Annotated in this window: 14 protein-coding genes; 3 read left to right on the forward strand and 11 right to left on the reverse strand. The window is 36.7% G+C overall.

Going from position 1 to position 16,408, the window contains the following annotated elements; genetic code table 11:
* Positions 1–10: 10 nt before the first annotated feature.
* The 9 genes from MKJ01_RS12170 to MKJ01_RS12210 form a co-directional block, all read right to left on the reverse strand.
* A complete protein-coding gene (locus MKJ01_RS12170; protein WP_241614175.1) occupies positions 11–1,264 on the reverse strand; it encodes a polysaccharide biosynthesis C-terminal domain-containing protein in 1,254 nt (417 codons plus the stop codon).
* Complete coding sequence (locus tag MKJ01_RS12175; protein WP_241614174.1) at positions 1,261–2,379, reverse strand: glycosyltransferase family 4 protein; 1,119 nt, start codon at positions 2,377–2,379, stop codon at positions 1,261–1,263. The genes MKJ01_RS12170 and MKJ01_RS12175 overlap by 4 nt, the downstream gene beginning before the upstream one ends.
* Positions 2,380–2,486: 107 nt before the next feature.
* Positions 2,487–2,975, reverse strand: a complete 489-nt coding sequence (locus MKJ01_RS12180; RefSeq protein ID WP_241614173.1) for a hypothetical protein — start codon at positions 2,973–2,975, stop codon at positions 2,487–2,489.
* A 23-nt stretch (positions 2,976–2,998) separates the two neighbouring features.
* Positions 2,999–4,138 (reverse strand): hypothetical protein, encoded by a 1,140-nt coding sequence (locus MKJ01_RS12185; protein WP_241614172.1) that lies wholly within the window; start codon positions 4,136–4,138, stop codon positions 2,999–3,001.
* A 35-nt stretch (positions 4,139–4,173) separates the two neighbouring features.
* A complete protein-coding gene (locus MKJ01_RS12190; RefSeq protein ID WP_241614171.1) occupies positions 4,174–4,959 on the reverse strand; it encodes a (Fe-S)-binding protein in 786 nt (261 codons plus the stop codon).
* A gap of 6 nt (positions 4,960–4,965) precedes the next feature.
* Positions 4,966–5,385, reverse strand: a complete 420-nt coding sequence (locus MKJ01_RS12195) for a hypothetical protein (protein ID WP_241614170.1) — start codon at positions 5,383–5,385, stop codon at positions 4,966–4,968.
* Positions 5,386–5,398: 13 nt separating this feature from the next.
* Positions 5,399–6,736, reverse strand: coding sequence for a (Fe-S)-binding protein (locus MKJ01_RS12200; RefSeq protein ID WP_241632625.1), 1,338 nt, complete (start codon positions 6,734–6,736; stop codon positions 5,399–5,401).
* A 10-nt stretch (positions 6,737–6,746) separates the two neighbouring features.
* Positions 6,747–7,697 (reverse strand): MlaD family protein, encoded by a 951-nt coding sequence (locus MKJ01_RS12205; protein ID WP_241614168.1) that lies wholly within the window; start codon positions 7,695–7,697, stop codon positions 6,747–6,749.
* 131 nt (positions 7,698–7,828) lie between these two features.
* Positions 7,829–9,973, reverse strand: coding sequence for a peptidylprolyl isomerase (locus tag MKJ01_RS12210; RefSeq protein ID WP_241614167.1), 2,145 nt, complete (start codon positions 9,971–9,973; stop codon positions 7,829–7,831).
* Positions 9,974–10,232: 259 nt separating this feature from the next.
* Here MKJ01_RS12210 and lon point away from each other — a divergent pair, with 259 nt between their 5' ends.
* Positions 10,233–12,638 (forward strand): endopeptidase La, encoded by a 2,406-nt coding sequence (lon, locus tag MKJ01_RS12215; protein WP_241614166.1) that lies wholly within the window; start codon positions 10,233–10,235, stop codon positions 12,636–12,638.
* A gap of 180 nt (positions 12,639–12,818) precedes the next feature.
* The gene (locus MKJ01_RS12220) at positions 12,819–13,931 is read left to right on the forward strand and encodes an AI-2E family transporter (protein ID WP_241614165.1); all 1,113 of its coding nucleotides are present in this window, start codon (positions 12,819–12,821) and stop codon (positions 13,929–13,931) included.
* 105 nt (positions 13,932–14,036) lie between these two features.
* Here the strand turns inward: MKJ01_RS12220 and MKJ01_RS12225 are convergent, their stop codons facing one another.
* Positions 14,037–14,282: a hypothetical protein gene (locus MKJ01_RS12225; protein WP_241614164.1), complete on the reverse strand. Its 246-nt coding sequence runs from the start codon at positions 14,280–14,282 to the stop codon at positions 14,037–14,039.
* A 213-nt stretch (positions 14,283–14,495) separates the two neighbouring features.
* Here MKJ01_RS12225 and MKJ01_RS12230 point away from each other — a divergent pair, with 213 nt between their 5' ends.
* The gene (locus MKJ01_RS12230) at positions 14,496–14,873 is read left to right on the forward strand and encodes a DoxX family protein (RefSeq protein WP_241614163.1); all 378 of its coding nucleotides are present in this window, start codon (positions 14,496–14,498) and stop codon (positions 14,871–14,873) included.
* A gap of 98 nt (positions 14,874–14,971) precedes the next feature.
* Here MKJ01_RS12230 and MKJ01_RS12235 read toward each other — a convergent pair whose 3' ends face one another.
* A complete protein-coding gene (locus tag MKJ01_RS12235) occupies positions 14,972–16,330 on the reverse strand; it encodes an acyl-CoA dehydrogenase family protein (protein WP_241614162.1) in 1,359 nt (452 codons plus the stop codon).
* Positions 16,331–16,408: the final 78 nt, after the last annotated feature.

Consider the following 16,408-nt stretch of genomic DNA (forward strand, 5'->3'; position numbering starts at 1 on the left):
AACGATGAATTTATTTCTTTAAAATTTTTTTAGCTAATCGGTGCACCTCGGCTTTGGATAATATAAAATCATGAATATGAAATTCTGTGATCTGGTAAAATCTCCAGAATAACAAACCGGATGAAAGGCAATATGAAACCGAAGTAATGATACATGCCCCACGGATTCCCCATTTCGGAATGACAAAAAATGAAGAAATGACTGTAAAAATAAGGCCGATCATAGCCTTTACATTTAAAATCCTCAGTTTATTGATTCCTGCGAAATAATACCCGATAATATTACTTACGGCAATTGCCAAAATTCCGGGAGAAAGATATAAAACGATTTCTTTCGTCTGGCTGAAATCTTTCCCAAAAACCATAGCATACAGTTGGGAAGGAATTATCAGCATGACTATGATAAACAGCAAGGTAATCAAGAAACTGATCCTCAAAGAAATTTTGGTTTTTTCAATGGCCTCATTACAATTCCGATTATTGACAATATCTGCATACAATACAATGGAAAGGCTACGGCTTACCGTCCAGATGGCTTCAGAAAATGCAATCCCCACAGAAAAAACGCCTACACTTACCATACCCTTAAAATATTCAAGAAAATAGAACGACAGCCTGTTGTTTAAGAACTGGAGAAAAGCACTCAATTGAGTTTTCCAGCCATAATTAAATAATTTGCTGCCTGTTTTTTTAGAAAATGAAATTTGCTTTACATTACAGCGTTTAAGAACCTGGAAAGCGCTCATTAAAAACAAAATTCCAAAGCAGCCAATCTGGGCCATAAAATAAGCATTAACAGAAGTTATTCTGATGAGATAAACAATAATGATAATAAATATGATATGGATAATCTGCTGTAAAACCGTATATAGGTTAAACATTTTAATATTCTGCTGCCCGACAAATAAATTTACATTGGCAGCAAGAAGTGAAGATAAAACAGAAAGTACGACCAGATAACCTGAATATTCTGAGGCATGATTGAAACTGAAAAGCAAAGGCACTGAAATTCCCACTATAACAGACCAGAGATAGGCAAAAGGTAAGATTTCTTCAGTTCTGTATTTAGAGGCAAAGTAACTCATACTGCTTCCTACAAAAATATTCGCAAAGAAGCTGATGATCGTAAGGTCTGCAATTACGATCGAGATGACTCCTTTTCCCTCACTTCCCCACATATTCGTAGAATAGATGACCAGGCCGAAATTTAACAGTAAAATCAGAAACCGGGAAATGAATGTCTTCAGAATCGTTTTTTGCTTCATCTCTGTAATATAGAATTTTTAACGAAGCTTATAAATGATTCTTTAATACCATCCCAATTGTATTTTTTTTCATATTCTGTTCTGGCATTGTGAGCATGCTCCGTATATAAAGCAGGATGTTCAATATAACCTAAAACTTTATCTGCAATAGCTTCAGAATCTTCAGGATCAACAAGATATCCGAACTTTGACACATCAACATGCTGTCTTGTTGCTTTAAGATCCGTATAAATAACAGGTTTACCTGAAGCAGCATAATAAAACAGTTTAATAGGGAGGCAATGATGGTTTTCGTAATTCATTGCTCTTAAATCAAAACAAATATCTGCATCAGCATATGCTTCTGTAAAGGTTTCAAAAGAAGCAGGCTTTGTCACCGTCATATTTTTAAATTGATATTCTGATAGTAGTCCTGCAAAATATAGCTCATCTTTTTGTTTTCTTGCTCCTCCAATTAAAACAATGGAAATGTCAAGGTCAGGCTGTCTGTTTCTTACTGCATCAACCGCGGAAAAAAAATGACCGATTCCTTTTTCCTCAGAAAACTGACCGGTATAGCACAGAGTAATCTTATTTTTTTCCAGCTCTTTAATATTCTGATGAATGTAAATATCATCAGGATAATAAGGCAAAACTATAGATTTCTTTAAAGGAAAAAAATAAGCCAGCGGAAATTTTTTGGTGTTCTCACCAAAAATATAATGGATGCTCAAAAATCCCGCATACAACTGAATTAAAAAAAACTTAACCGCCTCGAAAAGATTAAAGGGAAATGAAAACTTTTCTACCATTCTCATGGAAGGGTACCACTCCGTAATATCATATATTACAGCTGCTTTAGTCGTTTTCTGAATTTTCCTTGTTGAAATAACGGCTAGCGGCTCGGAACAGATTATGCAGTGAGGCTGAAAAGCATCACATATGTTTTCAAAAATTGCTTTCTTTTCTTGTGTATTCTTATCTAATACCTCATACGCTTCGATTTCAATACCGTTAATAGTTCCTTGAAAATCAGAAGAAAGACTGGCTATTTTTACTTGATAGCCACAATCCTTTAATGCTTTCGCCTGATGATAAAAAATCCGGTCATCATCGTAACGGTGTGCAGTGGTCAAAAATAGAATTTTATGCATTACCAATCAAAGGATCAAAACTTTTATAAATATTAAGTAAAGCAAAAAAAGCGGACTGCTCCACTTTTAACTTTATTACATAATAGCGATTACTTAATACCTGCCGCCCAACTTCTCTCAAAAGGCAAAAGAAAATTACCAATAAATTCTAAGTACGTATTTTTTGAGAAATCAAATACCTGAATGTCTTTAGCAATTTTACCGTTTCTTACCTTATTTTTAAAATCGATAAGCTTTAATGTTTTTACTTCCCCATTTTCTATGAAACAGGCTTTCATCCTGTCGAATAAGCCAAGCTGATATTCCTCATCGATTTCCCTTATTACTTTGCCTAACGCATCAATACTGCATCCGGAAGCCATTTCTTTCTCTTCATCTACGCAAATAATAATAAACTGGTTTTTCTCAATTTTAAAGGATGATGAAAGTGGTTTGCCGTGTGCCGCCCAGGTTGAAAGAAAATCAAAAAGCTTCTCGGTAATTATTTTTGCTTCTTTCGTTTCCAAAGGTCTGGATGCCGGATATATGATCACTCTATAATCGTTGGTTTCTACGATGTTTGACTCTTCAATCTTCATTGTTGATAATTTAAAGCATAAAATTACGCAATTTTCCTGAGTTTGAAACCATTGTATTTTCTACTGGCCGCCCACAAGAACACGATAAAAAGCATGATGATAAGCCCGAAGAAAAATCTTAATCCTGAAGCATGGGGAAAGAATAAAAATTTAATATAAATATTAACGAAAATTAGCATGGAACAAATCCTTATCCATCGGTCTTTTGAACAATAGAATGTCAATCCTAAAAGGCTAACAGAGATGAACGTTATTCTTTTAAAATAGATGACTTTCCCTAAAAGAATCTCAAAATATTCTTTTAACGTGAAATCAGGAGGTTGTACAGAAATAAAATGACGCCTGTAAATAAAGCTATCATAAAAGAGATGCTTCCAACCCGGATAATGACAGATCTTCATGATAACCATATAGATAGTAACAAGAACAATTCCCTGAATAATAACATTTAAGCTCAGCTTTCTTGATTGATAATATTCATATATCCCTTTTACACCTAAATAACTTAATGTGAATGGAATATAATCAGGTCTTGTAAAAGTTATAACAAACAGAATCAGGAACATAATCCACTGATTCCACTTTCGGAGCAGCCCGATCATAAAAACCAGCAAAAACTGAAAAATGAACATATCCGGTGTTGCTATTCTGGCCATATAATTTATGGGCGGCAAAAGCATTAATCCGATAGTTATAATGCCTGCCAGAAAATAATTCCCTGGAAAAATAATTTTAGAAATATAAAAGAACAACAGTCCCGAAATGAAATAAGAAATTATGCTTAACAGCAATACTGATTTTGGAGGACTAAAGCCAAATTCATACAATAGTAATATAGCCAGATTATAACCGGCCTTAATCTGAAAATACGGCAATTGTTCACTAAATGCCCGGGTATTCCCAGCGAAAGCCTGACGTGCTTTATCCGGAGGCGTGAGGATACCAAGAATATCTTTATATTGGAGTTCAGGTCCTTCTTTTTCTATCTCAGCATATGTAAGCGTGCGTACTTTATCAGGATCGTTAGGATATTTTAAAGTGTACAAACATCCGATGTAGCCGGGCATATCCCAGTCAAAGATCCTGTTTTTATAGTTCCGGAAACTGAGAAGAGTGACAACAGTAAGAACAATAAAAAAGCAACACATCCATTTTGCTTTCATGGAATAATTATCAGTTAAAAAGAATTATTCTAATATTATAAATCTTCTGCTTCCGCTAAAAGTTCCACAATATCCTTTACAGCAACCTCTGTGTTTTTATTGAAATGCTTTACGCCATCTGTCAGCATCGTATTGCAGAAAGGGCAGCCTGTTGCAATCACTTTAGGCTCAAAAGCCAATGCTTCTTCCGTTCTTTCGATGTTAATATCTTTGTTCCCTTTTTCCGGTTCCTTAAACATCTGTGCACCTCCGGCACCACAACAAAGGCCATTAGTCCGGCATCGCTTCATTTCTACCAGTTCCGCATCGAGTTTTTCCAACAGCATTCTCGGCGCTTCATATTCATTGTTTGCCCTTCCCAAGTAGCATGGATCATGAAAGGTAATTTTTTTACCTTTAAAAGCACCACCTTCTATCTTCAGGCGCCCTTCCTCCATTAACGTCTTAAGAAACTGGGTATGGTGCACCACCTCATAATTTCCTCCTAAGCTTGGATATTCATTCTTCAATGTATTAAAGCAATGCGGGCAAGCGGTAACGATTTTCTTTACTTCATATGCATTAAGAACTTCTATATTGGTCAAAGCCATCATCTGGAAAACAAATTCGTTCCCGGCACGCTTAGCGGGATCGCCGGTACAGCTCTCTTCCTGTCCTAAAACAGCAAATTCAACCCCGATCTTATTGAGTATCTTACAGAATGCTTTGGTAATTTTTTTAGCACGGTCATCAAAACTTCCAGCACAGCCTACCCAAAACAGAACTTCGGGTGATTTTCCTTCGGCAGCATATTCTGCCATTGTTTTTATAGAGAATTCCATTGTAATTTACTGTTGAATAAGGTTATTTTCTTGATTTTCTTTTGCCTCCGGACTCTTTTCCCGTTTTTTCGTAACAAATAAAAAAGTTATTAAAAATAAGATAATGGGCAGTATATAATTGGAGTAAGTAAAGGTTGTATTAAATCCATTATCGATTTGTTCATTCCCATTCCCAAAATTCTCAATGAAAATAAAGATTAATATTAAAATCCAGGTTGGAATAAAAAATATCTTACCTCTGGCGCCTAATTTATAAGTGATTACTAATAAGAGGAACACACCATAAGAAATAATAATATTTTTGTTATGCATTGACAGGTTAAGTCCGCTAATAAAATTCCAAAATCCGAGCTTATAGAAGAAAAATCCAAATAACCCAACAGTGACAGCCTGAATCAATGCTCCAAAATTAAAAATAATAAACATATACAATTTTTAATTAATCATTTGCCCATTTCAGACGGTCTGCCTGGTTATACTGCCAGGGAGCTGCATTATTTTCCACATTCGTCATCATCAGATTTAGTTCCTGTGGTGCAGCAGATTGCTCCATTACAAGGAATCTTCTCATATCAAAAATAATGGAAAGCGGATCTAACAATACAGGACATGCTTCTGTACACGCATTACAGGTAGTACACGCCCAAAGCTCTTCTTTTGTAATATAATCGTTCAGAAGCTTCTTCCCGTCATCTTCAAATTTGCTATTCTTATCAATATTTCTTCCTACTTCTTCCAGCCGGTCTCTTGTTTTCATTAAAATCAATCTCGGAGACAACTTTTTGCCGGTGATATTGGCAGGACATACAGCCGTACAACGACCACATTCAGTACAAGAATAGGCATTTAATAATTGAACCTGATTCAGATCAAATACATCTTCAGCTCCGAATTTTGAAGAGACTTCCGCATCACCTTCTGCAGGAGCTGCATATGGGTCTGCATTAGGATCCATCATTAACTTAATTTCTTTGGTAACTGACTCCAGGTTATTAAATTTCCCTTTTTTCTCAAGATTGGCAAACCATGTACTTGGAAAAGCTAAGATAATATGTAAATGTTTAGAATAATACAAGTAATTCATAAAGAACAGAATACCTACGAAATGGAACCACCATGCAGCACGCTCTGTAAATATTAAAAATCCGTTATCAAAACTGAAAATTTCTAAAAACGGAACAAAGACCATCTGACTGATAGGAAAAGACCCTGCCTGGTGGAAACCTTCTGCACCTCTCATCTGTAAAATAGAATCTGAAGCATTCATAGTAAAGAATGCCATCATTAAGGCAAATTCAATAATCAGAATCCAGTTTGCATCCTGTTTAGGCCATCCGAAAAGTTCTTTCATCGTTAACCTCTTAACCCCATAGAAATTCCTGCGGATAAAAAATATAACCACTCCAATAATTACCAGTAATGCAAGAATCTCTAAAGTTGCAGTAAATGCACCGTAAAAGCCATTTCCAAAAATGGAAAAAAGAAATCTGTGAGTTCCGAAAATACCGTCAATAATAATTTCAATAAGCTCTATATTGATGATAATAAATCCTACATAAACGAAAAGGTGTAAAATTCCGGCAATTGGCCGTTTTACCATTTTGCTTTGTCCCATAGCGACTCTTGCCATGGTTTCCCAGCGCTCCCCTTTTCGGTCGGTCCGGTTAATTTCCCTTCCTAATCTGATGTTTCTATAGATTTTCTGCAGGCTTTTTGCAAACAGCCCGAAACCGGCTATTAATAAAATAAGAAAAATAATAGTACTGATATATTGCATATCGTATGGGTTATTCTTTAGAGTTCTTGCCAAATACCGAAAAGTTTATATATCGCTTCGGATTTGCTTTTACATCTTCAATTAATGAATTGAGGTTAGTAGATGCAGCGTTCAGATTATTATACAGTTCCTCATCTTTCATAATTTTACCTAAACTTCCCTGCCCGTTATTGACACCGTCTACTACATTATTAAGTTTGCTAACAGTTGCGTCCAGGTTTGCAATGGTCGCATTGAGTTTTTTAGTATCGATACTTTCTGCTAAATTCCCGTACTTGTCTAAAGTAACTTTCCCGCTTTGCATGGTAAGACTTGCATCATCAAGGACTTTCTGAAGTTTCGGGTCATTATGGCCTACCAGAGAATTCACGCTTCCCGCAGTGGTCTGCAATGCTGACACGGTTTTATTAAGGTTAGCCAATAGTAATCTTATTTCCTCCCTGTTCTGTGCATTGACTACCTGATTAGCACTTGACATCAAAGAATCTACACGGTAAAGCACCGTCTGCAACTGATCTTTTACCGGACCTACCTGAGAAGAAAGGCTTCCTAAAGTTCCCAGTTTAAAAGCTCCTTTTAAAGTATCCCCATCTTTGGCAGTTGGTCCACCATACATCAGATTGATTCTCATTTCTTTTCCGGACATTAATCCAGGTTCAAAAATCTCCAAGGTTGAATTTTTTGAAAATTCAAAATTATTGTCAACGGTTATTTTTACAAGAAAATCAATTTTACCATCTTTGGCAGTATGAGGGATAATCTTATCTACCTGCCCAACTTTCAGACCATTGATAGACACAGGAGAAGACTGTGCCAGACCTTCAACATTATCGTATTGTGCGTAAAATATATTATCGGTGGTAAAAAGGCTTCTGCCTTTCATGAACTGAAACAGTATCACAAAGCCCACAATGGCTAAAAGTGCGATTACACCAGCTTTTAATTCTTTACTGAACTTCACTTTCTAAATTTTTCTAATGAGCAAATATACTACATTTAAATTAATGTTTTTTCTAAATGCCCAGTGTTAAACACAAGAAAAGCGGCAAAAACTTTGCCGCTTTTCTATCTTTATAATAATTATTTTTTTTATTACTGCTGAGAACCTAATTTGTTCCAGATTTCAATTCTGTAATCATCGATATCAGCATTATCCTGAAGACTCTTTAACCAAGCCTGTCCGAACATCCCTCCGTTTCTCTGCGTAACAGATTCTGTAAATTGTTTAAGATCTCCGGGTTGCTTGTTTATTGTTTCATTCTTCTTGATCAGAACATATACACCGGTACCGCCTTCAACAGGATTAGAAAGCTTACCTTTCTGAACTCCGAATGCCGCACCTGCAACTTTAGGCTCCATAGATCCTGCTACTGAAGGATTTAATAAATTAACCTGCGCCGACTGTTTTGTCGTTCCAAATTGCTTGGCAATCTGATCCAGATTTTCTGCTTTACCGATTTTCTCAGAAATCTGTTTTGCCGCTAATTTATTTTTTACGACAACTTCAATCTGATCTCTTACCGATTCAGGATCTGCGCTTCCTTTTGCCTGCTTACCATTTAAGTAAACCACCACTTTATCTCCTGTTCCGTCTACGGTAAATAATTCAGTATCGCCTTTTTCTCTCTTTTTATCAAAAGCCCATGCCAGGATTTCCGGATCTTTTTCTGTCCCTAAACCTTGAAGCTGACCGTCAAATCTCTTAGCCTGTTTTGGATTAGAGAACTGATAGTTTGCTTTCTTTGCAATATTTACGAAATCATTAAAGGATTTCCCCTGAACCTGCTGAACAAATCGGCTTGCTTTCTTGTTTACCTCCGCTTCCGTTGCATCAGAAGGCTTCACCGCTTTTACCAGATTAGCCACTTTATAGCTCATGGCTCCCGGTTTTTTATCTTCAATATTAATGATATGATATCCGAACTGAGTTTCTACTACACCAGTAGCCCCCTTAGGATTGTTTGCTAAATACGTTAAGAATTCAGGAACAAATGGCGTTTCAGGAGTAGTCCATCCTAAGCTTCCACCTTGAGCAGCAGAACTTGGGTCATTGGATAATTTAAGGAATTCTGTAAATTTACCAGGATTTGCTTTTACTACAGCTCCAATAGAATCGGCCAGTTTTTTAGCCTGTTCTTTGGATCTTGTAACACCTTCTCCCGCAGGGCTTCCTTTGAAAGCAATCAGGATGTGTCTTGACAATGTAGAATCTGAAGTCTTTTTATCTAAAAGTTTGGACACTACATAGAAGTTCTGTTCTTTATAAGGACCGAAAGTCTGCCCGATGGCAGCAGATGGAACCTGTGCCTGAATAGTCTGTGGCAACTGATTCGGCTTCATATATTGAGGATTGTAAGGCATATCAGAATTTGCCATAACGAACATGGAATCGTTCTTTGTATTCTGGAAATTTTCAGTGCCTCCGCTCGCATCAGTTCCTCCGGAAAATAATTTATTGATTTCTTTCTGCGCTGCAGCATCATCCGCCGCACTTGGCTGAGAAGGGAAATAGACTACACCAATATTTCTGCTTTCTTCAGCTTTGAACATGATAGGATGCTGCTTGATATAGTTTGCCAGATCTTCAGTAGTAACTTTGATATTGTTTTTTTGAAGATAAGTTGCATAATCAATTTTTACAAAGTCAATATCAGCTAATTGATCTCTTTGCTTCATTAATTCTTCAGCTTCTTTTTTACCTGTGGTAATCCCTGTGGAGATGTTTGCGAACACCTGTCTCGCCATCAATCTGTATTCAATAGATTTTCTGGTTTTCAACCATTGGTTATACCCTTCAGGAGAAGCGGCTTTCATCTCTTCTATCTGTTTTTTAAGCTCCTGGGTCTTAAAATTACCTTTCTCATCGAAAAACTGCTTCTGCTGGGCAAACATCTGATCATACTGGATCTGGTTCCAGAAATAATCTTCCGTCATTTCAAAGCCCATTTTCTCGAATTGCTGTTTAATCAGTTTCGACTGTACAAGCAGCTGCCAGGCCTGCTCTTCAAGACCTGTTTTTGGCTGACCCTGTTGATCTGCCTGCTGTTGTAATACGAAAAGCTGATCATTAAACTCCTCACGGGTAATTTTCTCGCCATTTACTTTTCCTAAAACATCAGGATTTTTACCAAAAACCTTATCAATACTTTCGGGGTTTACAAGGAACGCCAAAAGCGCCAATGCAATTACTCCCATCAAAAGCCAAGGCCTACTCCTAATTTGTCCTAAAATTGCCATTATATAAATTATAGTTTTTTATCAGTGTGCGAAAATACACATTTTTAAGAAATTACGGAAATCGAAGTTCTTTTTTTAATTTTTTAAATTTTAAATTTCCAAAAAAAGGAAATTTTGACCTTTTTTTTTGCAGAAAAGCAAATGGCATAAGTCTTGTGCAACCTTAGCCCTCATGATATTTTATCTTTATTATCAAACATATGATAAAATTTCACGTTAACGAATTAAAACGACAATGACAATTTGTCATTTGATTACTATGACAGAATTTGAAGATATTAGTTTAGAAGAAATGATAAGTGACGGATTTGATATTGTAGCTGAAGAAATCAGTCTTTCTGACCTTTCGGAGACAGAGAAAAATTCCGGCCAAAAAATATTTCCTATCCTTCCTGTAAGAAATATGGTCATGTTTCCCAATGTGGTCATGCCTATTACGGCAGGAAGAAAAACCTCCATCCAGCTTTTAGAAGAAGCCCAGAGCAATGGTGACCTGATCGGTATTGTAAGCCAGAAGAATTCAGACCTTGAACAGCCCGCTGAAAAAGATATGTATCTGACAGGCACCCTAGCCAAAATTATTAAAATTATTAAGCTTCCCGAAGGCAATATTACGGCCATTACAAAGGGATTTCACAGATTTAAGATTAAAAAAATTGTTGAAACCCAGCCATATTTTAAAGCGGAAATTTCAAAATTAAAAGAAACAAGGCCTAAGAATCAAGAGGAATATGAAGCTTTACTGGAAAATGTAAAAGATCTGGCTTTAAAGATTATTGAGCTTGATCCCAATATCCCGAATGCAGCTAATTTTGCTATAAAAAACATCAATAATAATGATGATCTTCTGAATTTCATCTGTACAAATGCCAATTTCCCTTCTTCTCAGAAACAGAAGCTTCTGGAGGAAAAAAACCTAATGGAAAGGGCCAACAAGTGCTATGAAATGATGCATGAAGATTTCAGAAAACTGGAACTTAGAAATCAGATTCACCAGAAGACCTCCAAAGATCTTGACAAGCAGCAAAGAGAATATTTTCTTAACCAGCAGATCAGAACCATTCAGGAAGAACTCGGTGGCGGGCCTGAAAACGATGTGGAGGAACTGATTGTAAAAGCGAGAAAAAAGAAATGGAATGAAGAAGTAGAAGAACACTTCCAGAAAGAAATCAACAGATTACAACGTCAAAATCCAAATTCTCCGGACTATAATGTTCAGAGAAATTACCTGGATTTTTTTACGGATCTCCCATGGGATACTTTTACCAAAGATACTTTTGACATTGAAAAAGCTCAAAAGATTTTGGATAAAGCCCATTTCGGACTGGAAGATATTAAGAAAAGGATTTTGGAACACATGGCGGTTCTGAAACTTAAAAACAACATGAAATCTCCCATTCTATTATTGGTAGGACCTCCGGGAGTCGGAAAAACCTCATTGGGCAAATCTGTTGCTGACGCATTGGGAAGAAAATATGTCCGCGTTTCATTGGGCGGACTTCACGATGAGAGCGAAATCCGCGGCCATAGAAAAACGTATATCGGGGCAATGGCAGGAAGGATTCTGCAGTCCATTAAAAAATCAGGGACATCCAATCCAGTAATTGTTCTGGATGAAATTGATAAAGTAGGAAAGGGAATGCATGGAGACCCGAGTTCCGCACTTCTTGAGGTGCTTGATCCTGAACAGAATAAATCATTTTACGATAACTTCCTGGAGATGGGTTATGACTTATCTAAAGTGATGTTTATCGCAACAGCCAATTCTTTATCTACCATTCAGACCCCATTACTGGACAGAATGGAGATTATTCAAATTTCAGGATATACCCTGGAAGAAAAAAGTGAAATTGCGAAAAGGCATTTGATAAAGAAACAGCAGGAAGAAAATGGTTTGGATTCAAAATCCTTTAAACTCGGGAATGCTGAATTAAAACATATTATAGAAGCCCATACTTCAGAAAGCGGTGTAAGGACTTTGGAAAAAAGAATTGCTGCGGTGGCCCGCTGGGTGGCCTTACAGACAGCTCTTGTAAAAGAGTATGATTCGAAAATATCAGTCGGGAAAATTGATGAGATCCTTGGTGTCCCAAGACCGAAAAGCCTTTCTGAACTTACCGATGTTCCTGGCGTAGTAACAGGCCTTGCCTGGACAAGTGTAGGCGGAGATATTTTATTTATCGAAAGTATTACCAGCAATGGAAAAGGCACACTGACCATGACCGGAAACCTGGGAACCGTCATGAAAGAATCTGCTACAATTGCTTTAGAATACATCAAGGCGAAACATGATGAATTGGGACTTGCGCAGGATGATCTTGAAAAGAAAAACATCCACGTCCATGTTCCTGAAGGAGCAACTCCGAAAGACGGTCCGTCTGCAGGGATTGCTATGCTTACTTCAATGGTATCTTCCTTTAAAAATAAAAAGGTAAAACCGCATCTTGCCATGACCGGTGAGATCACATTAAGAGGAAAAGTGCTTCCTGTGGGCGGAATTAAAGAAAAACTTCTGGCGGCAACAAGAGCTGGAATCAAAGAAGTTATTCTTTGTGAGGCCAACAGAAAAGATGTAGAAGAAATCAAAAAGGATTACCTGAAAGATCTTACGGTTTATTATGTAAACTGGATGAACGAAGTTCTCGAACTGGCTATTGAAAAATAATTCATATCACAAGATTCTTCACATAAACACGTCTCAGATCAAGGCGTGTTTTTTACTTTTAGACAGTCTGTTAGCATTTTAAAAATGTGGCATAGAATTTTCTAAGGTCTTGAAGAAATCAGCGAATTAAATTTAATCTTTTTCGAAGGGTTTTATTATTTTTACATAACATTGAAAATTATGAATCTACTTCGGCTTCCTTTTCTTGTCAAACTTACGCTTGTTACCATATCTATTCTGGGAATCGGTTATCTTTTAGCATTGGGACAAAGCATCTTAGCCCCTTTTTTTCTGGCTTTTTTAATGGCCATGCTTTTTCTTCCTGCGGCTAATTTTATGGAACAGAAACTAAGGTTCACAAGATCATTCTCTACCATTACATCAGTTTTAATAATGTTGATGATGTTAACGGGAATGGTTTATTTCTTTGGATCACAGCTATCGGATTTCAGTAAAGATATTCCGCATCTCAGAGTTCAGTTTACTTCTGTTTTCAATGATCTCCAGCATTGGGTTTCAAAAACTTTTCATGTTAGAATTGATGAACAATTGACCTATCTGGATCAAGGACTGAGCAAACTTCTTTCTTCTTCAGGAGTGATCTTAGGTTTTACTTTCGGGCTTTTTTCAACAGGCCTGGGCTTTATTGTTTTCTTTCTTCTTTTTTTCATTTTCATTTTGAATTACAGACGGGTTTTAAATAATTTTATCGTGTCCGTTTTTAATGAAAAGCATAAGGCCAGTGTTCAGGAAGTAGTAAGCGAAGTAAGGATTATGACTAAAAAATATATTGTCGGACTTTGCCTGCAGGTTTTAATTGTTTCGGTTCTTACCTCAACGTTGCTAACAATCTTAGGTGTTAAATATGCAATTCTGCTAGGCGTTTTAACAGGTCTGCTGAATGTTATTCCTTATTTGGGAATCTGTATTGCCCTTTTGATTTCATGCTTTATTGCTTTTGCAACCTCTACACCCTCTACTTGTATTTATGTTCTTATCGGATACATCGGGGTTCATATTGTTGACGGAAATATTATTCTACCTTTTGTAGTGGGATCAAAAGTGAAAATCAATGCGCTTTTTTCATTTTTGGGCATTATCATTGGCGAGCATCTGTGGGGAATTGCAGGGATGTTCTTATGTATTCCGGCCATTGCCATTCTTAAAATTATTTTTGAAAGAGTGGATGGATTACAGCCTTGGGGGAAACTGCTTGGAGAAGAAGAAAAGCCTGACAAGAAGAAAAAGAGCTATAAGCTATCAAAGAACATTACACTGAAAGAAATGGATTAGTGATGAATTTTGAGTGATCAATTTGTTTCGCACATCAAGTTTAAGCCTTCAAGAGTATTTTTAACATAAAGAAGCCTTCAAGTTCAATTGAAGGCTTTTGAGTTCTTATAACGCACAAAGTGGCTGTAATCCGTTCGGGCAAGTCTGATCACAAGGAATATATGACTGACTGTCCGGGCAGTAACCTACCGGATCTCCAGGATTACCAGGACCTCCGGGACCGTATAAACAAGGATGACCGGCAGGAATTTTGCACGGACATCCTTCAGGACCGATATCACAGATCTGTTCCTTTCCACCTTTAATTTCTCTTAAATCATGACGATTCAATTTTTTAAGATTTCTCAACATAATATTTAGTTTTTAATTGTTGCAAAACAAATATATAAAATCAAATAATACCACAGTTAAAATATTTCCCAAAATTGAGAGTCAATTAAAATCTTTATCATAAATAATTTTTGATTGTCTTAAAATGTAAAACTTAAATTTTTATTGAAAAAAAATAAATTTGTTATATACCTACATTCATTATATTTTTAACTTTAATAAAAAATTTCACCCATGAAAATCGTAAAATTTATCCTGTCACTTCTTTTTGGCTTAATGTTTATTAATGCCGGTTTAAACAAGTTTTTTAATTATATGCCAATGGAAAAACCTACTCCGGAACAAATGAAAATCTTCAGTGCTTTCGACGAAATCCGCTGGCTGATGCCTCTTGTAGGAATTGTTGAAATAATTGGGGGCATACTTTTTATCTTTCCAAAAACGAGAGCGTTGGGAGCCATTGTTATTTTGCCGGTCATGGTAGGAATTGTAGCACATATATTCACACTGGATAAGTCAGAAATGGGCATGTCCATTGCCGGAGTGATGTTTTTTATTAATCTTTGGATGATCATCGACAACAGAGAAAAATACAAACATCTGGTGAGTTGATAAAATATGAATGATAAATGGTCAATTGTTAATTTGCTTTATTTATCAATTTAAAAAATTCATTTGCAAAGAAAAATTCACAATTGACCATTTCGACATTAAACAAATGCGCTGAAACCAGTAATGGATCTTCCTACGATTAATGAGTTTATTTCTTTTGTTCCTTCATAGGAATAAATAGCTTCGGCATCCGCTACAAACCTTGCCACATCGTATTCCAACAGAATTCCGTTTCCACCCAGTACTTCCCGAGCTCTTGAAACAATATCCCGAGTTCTCAAGGTACAAAAGACTTTGGCTAAAGAAGCATGCTCATCTTTTAAAATTCCTTCATCCTGCATTTCAGAAAGCCTGAATACCATAGTTTGCATAGCCGTTAAATTGGACAGCATTTCTACAAGGTGTCCCTGAATCATCTGAAAAGAAGCAATGGGTTTACCGAACTGTTCTCTTTTCCTGGTATAATCCAAAGCACTTTCATAAGCTCCTCTTGCACAGCCTGTTGCCATCCACGCGACTCCTGCTCTTGTCATTCTTAAGACTTTTCCGGTATCTTTAAAAGAGTTGGCATTTTGCAGCCTGTTTTCTTCAGTAACAAGACAATCTGTTAACGTAATCAATCCGTTCTGAACAATCCTCAGGGCCATTTTACCTTTAATTTTTTCAACAGCGTATCCGGGATTATCTTTTTCAACAATAAATCCTTTAACTTCTCCATCATCCAAATCCCTGGCCCAGATAATCACCAGATCAGCAAAGGTTGCATTTCCTATCCATTTTTTCTGGCCGTTTAAAACCCATCCTTCAGAAGTTTTTCGGCAAGTGACCGTTAAACCTCCTGCCGCTCCGGAACCTACTTCGGGTTCCGTTAAGCCAAATGCACCGATTTTCTCAAACTTCTGCATTTGAGGAAGCCATTTCTGTTTTTGTTCTTCCGAGCCGCAGATATAAATAGATCCCATGGCCAGACCGGACTGCACACCGAAGAAAGTTGCTATAGAAGCATCAATCCTGGCCATTTCCATAGCAATAACACCTTCCATCAGAAAAGGCATTCCCGGGCAGCCATATCCTTCATAAGTGACACCACAAATATTCAGTTTCTGAAATTTTGGGATCAGCTCATGAGGGAATTCATCTCTAAGCCAGTAATGATTGACCAGAGGTTTCACTTCTTTTTCCATAAAATCTCTTACTTTAAGCTGGATCTCACGCTGTTCCGGAGATAATGTATGATAAATATCGTAGAAGTCACCATCGATAGGCGGAAGCTCTCTTTTCTTCTGATGAGGATCCAGCATTTTCATCATTCCTTTTAGCTGTTTCTCATCCAGCTTGGAAAAGTTTTCCATTAATTTTGGAAGATTCACCTTCTGAGAAATTTCACCCAGCTGGTCAAAGTCAATGGATTTAAATAATTCTATTGCGTTTCTGATTTTGGAAAAAGTATTTGACATAGAAGTTGTTTAAACTTATTTATAAAAAAAAGTTCCGAGAAAATTAGCAATTTTGGATTGCAATTTAAAAGACTAATA

Source organism: Chryseobacterium sp. SSA4.19, assembly GCF_022601875.1.
GTDB lineage: Bacteria > Bacteroidota > Bacteroidia > Flavobacteriales > Weeksellaceae > Chryseobacterium.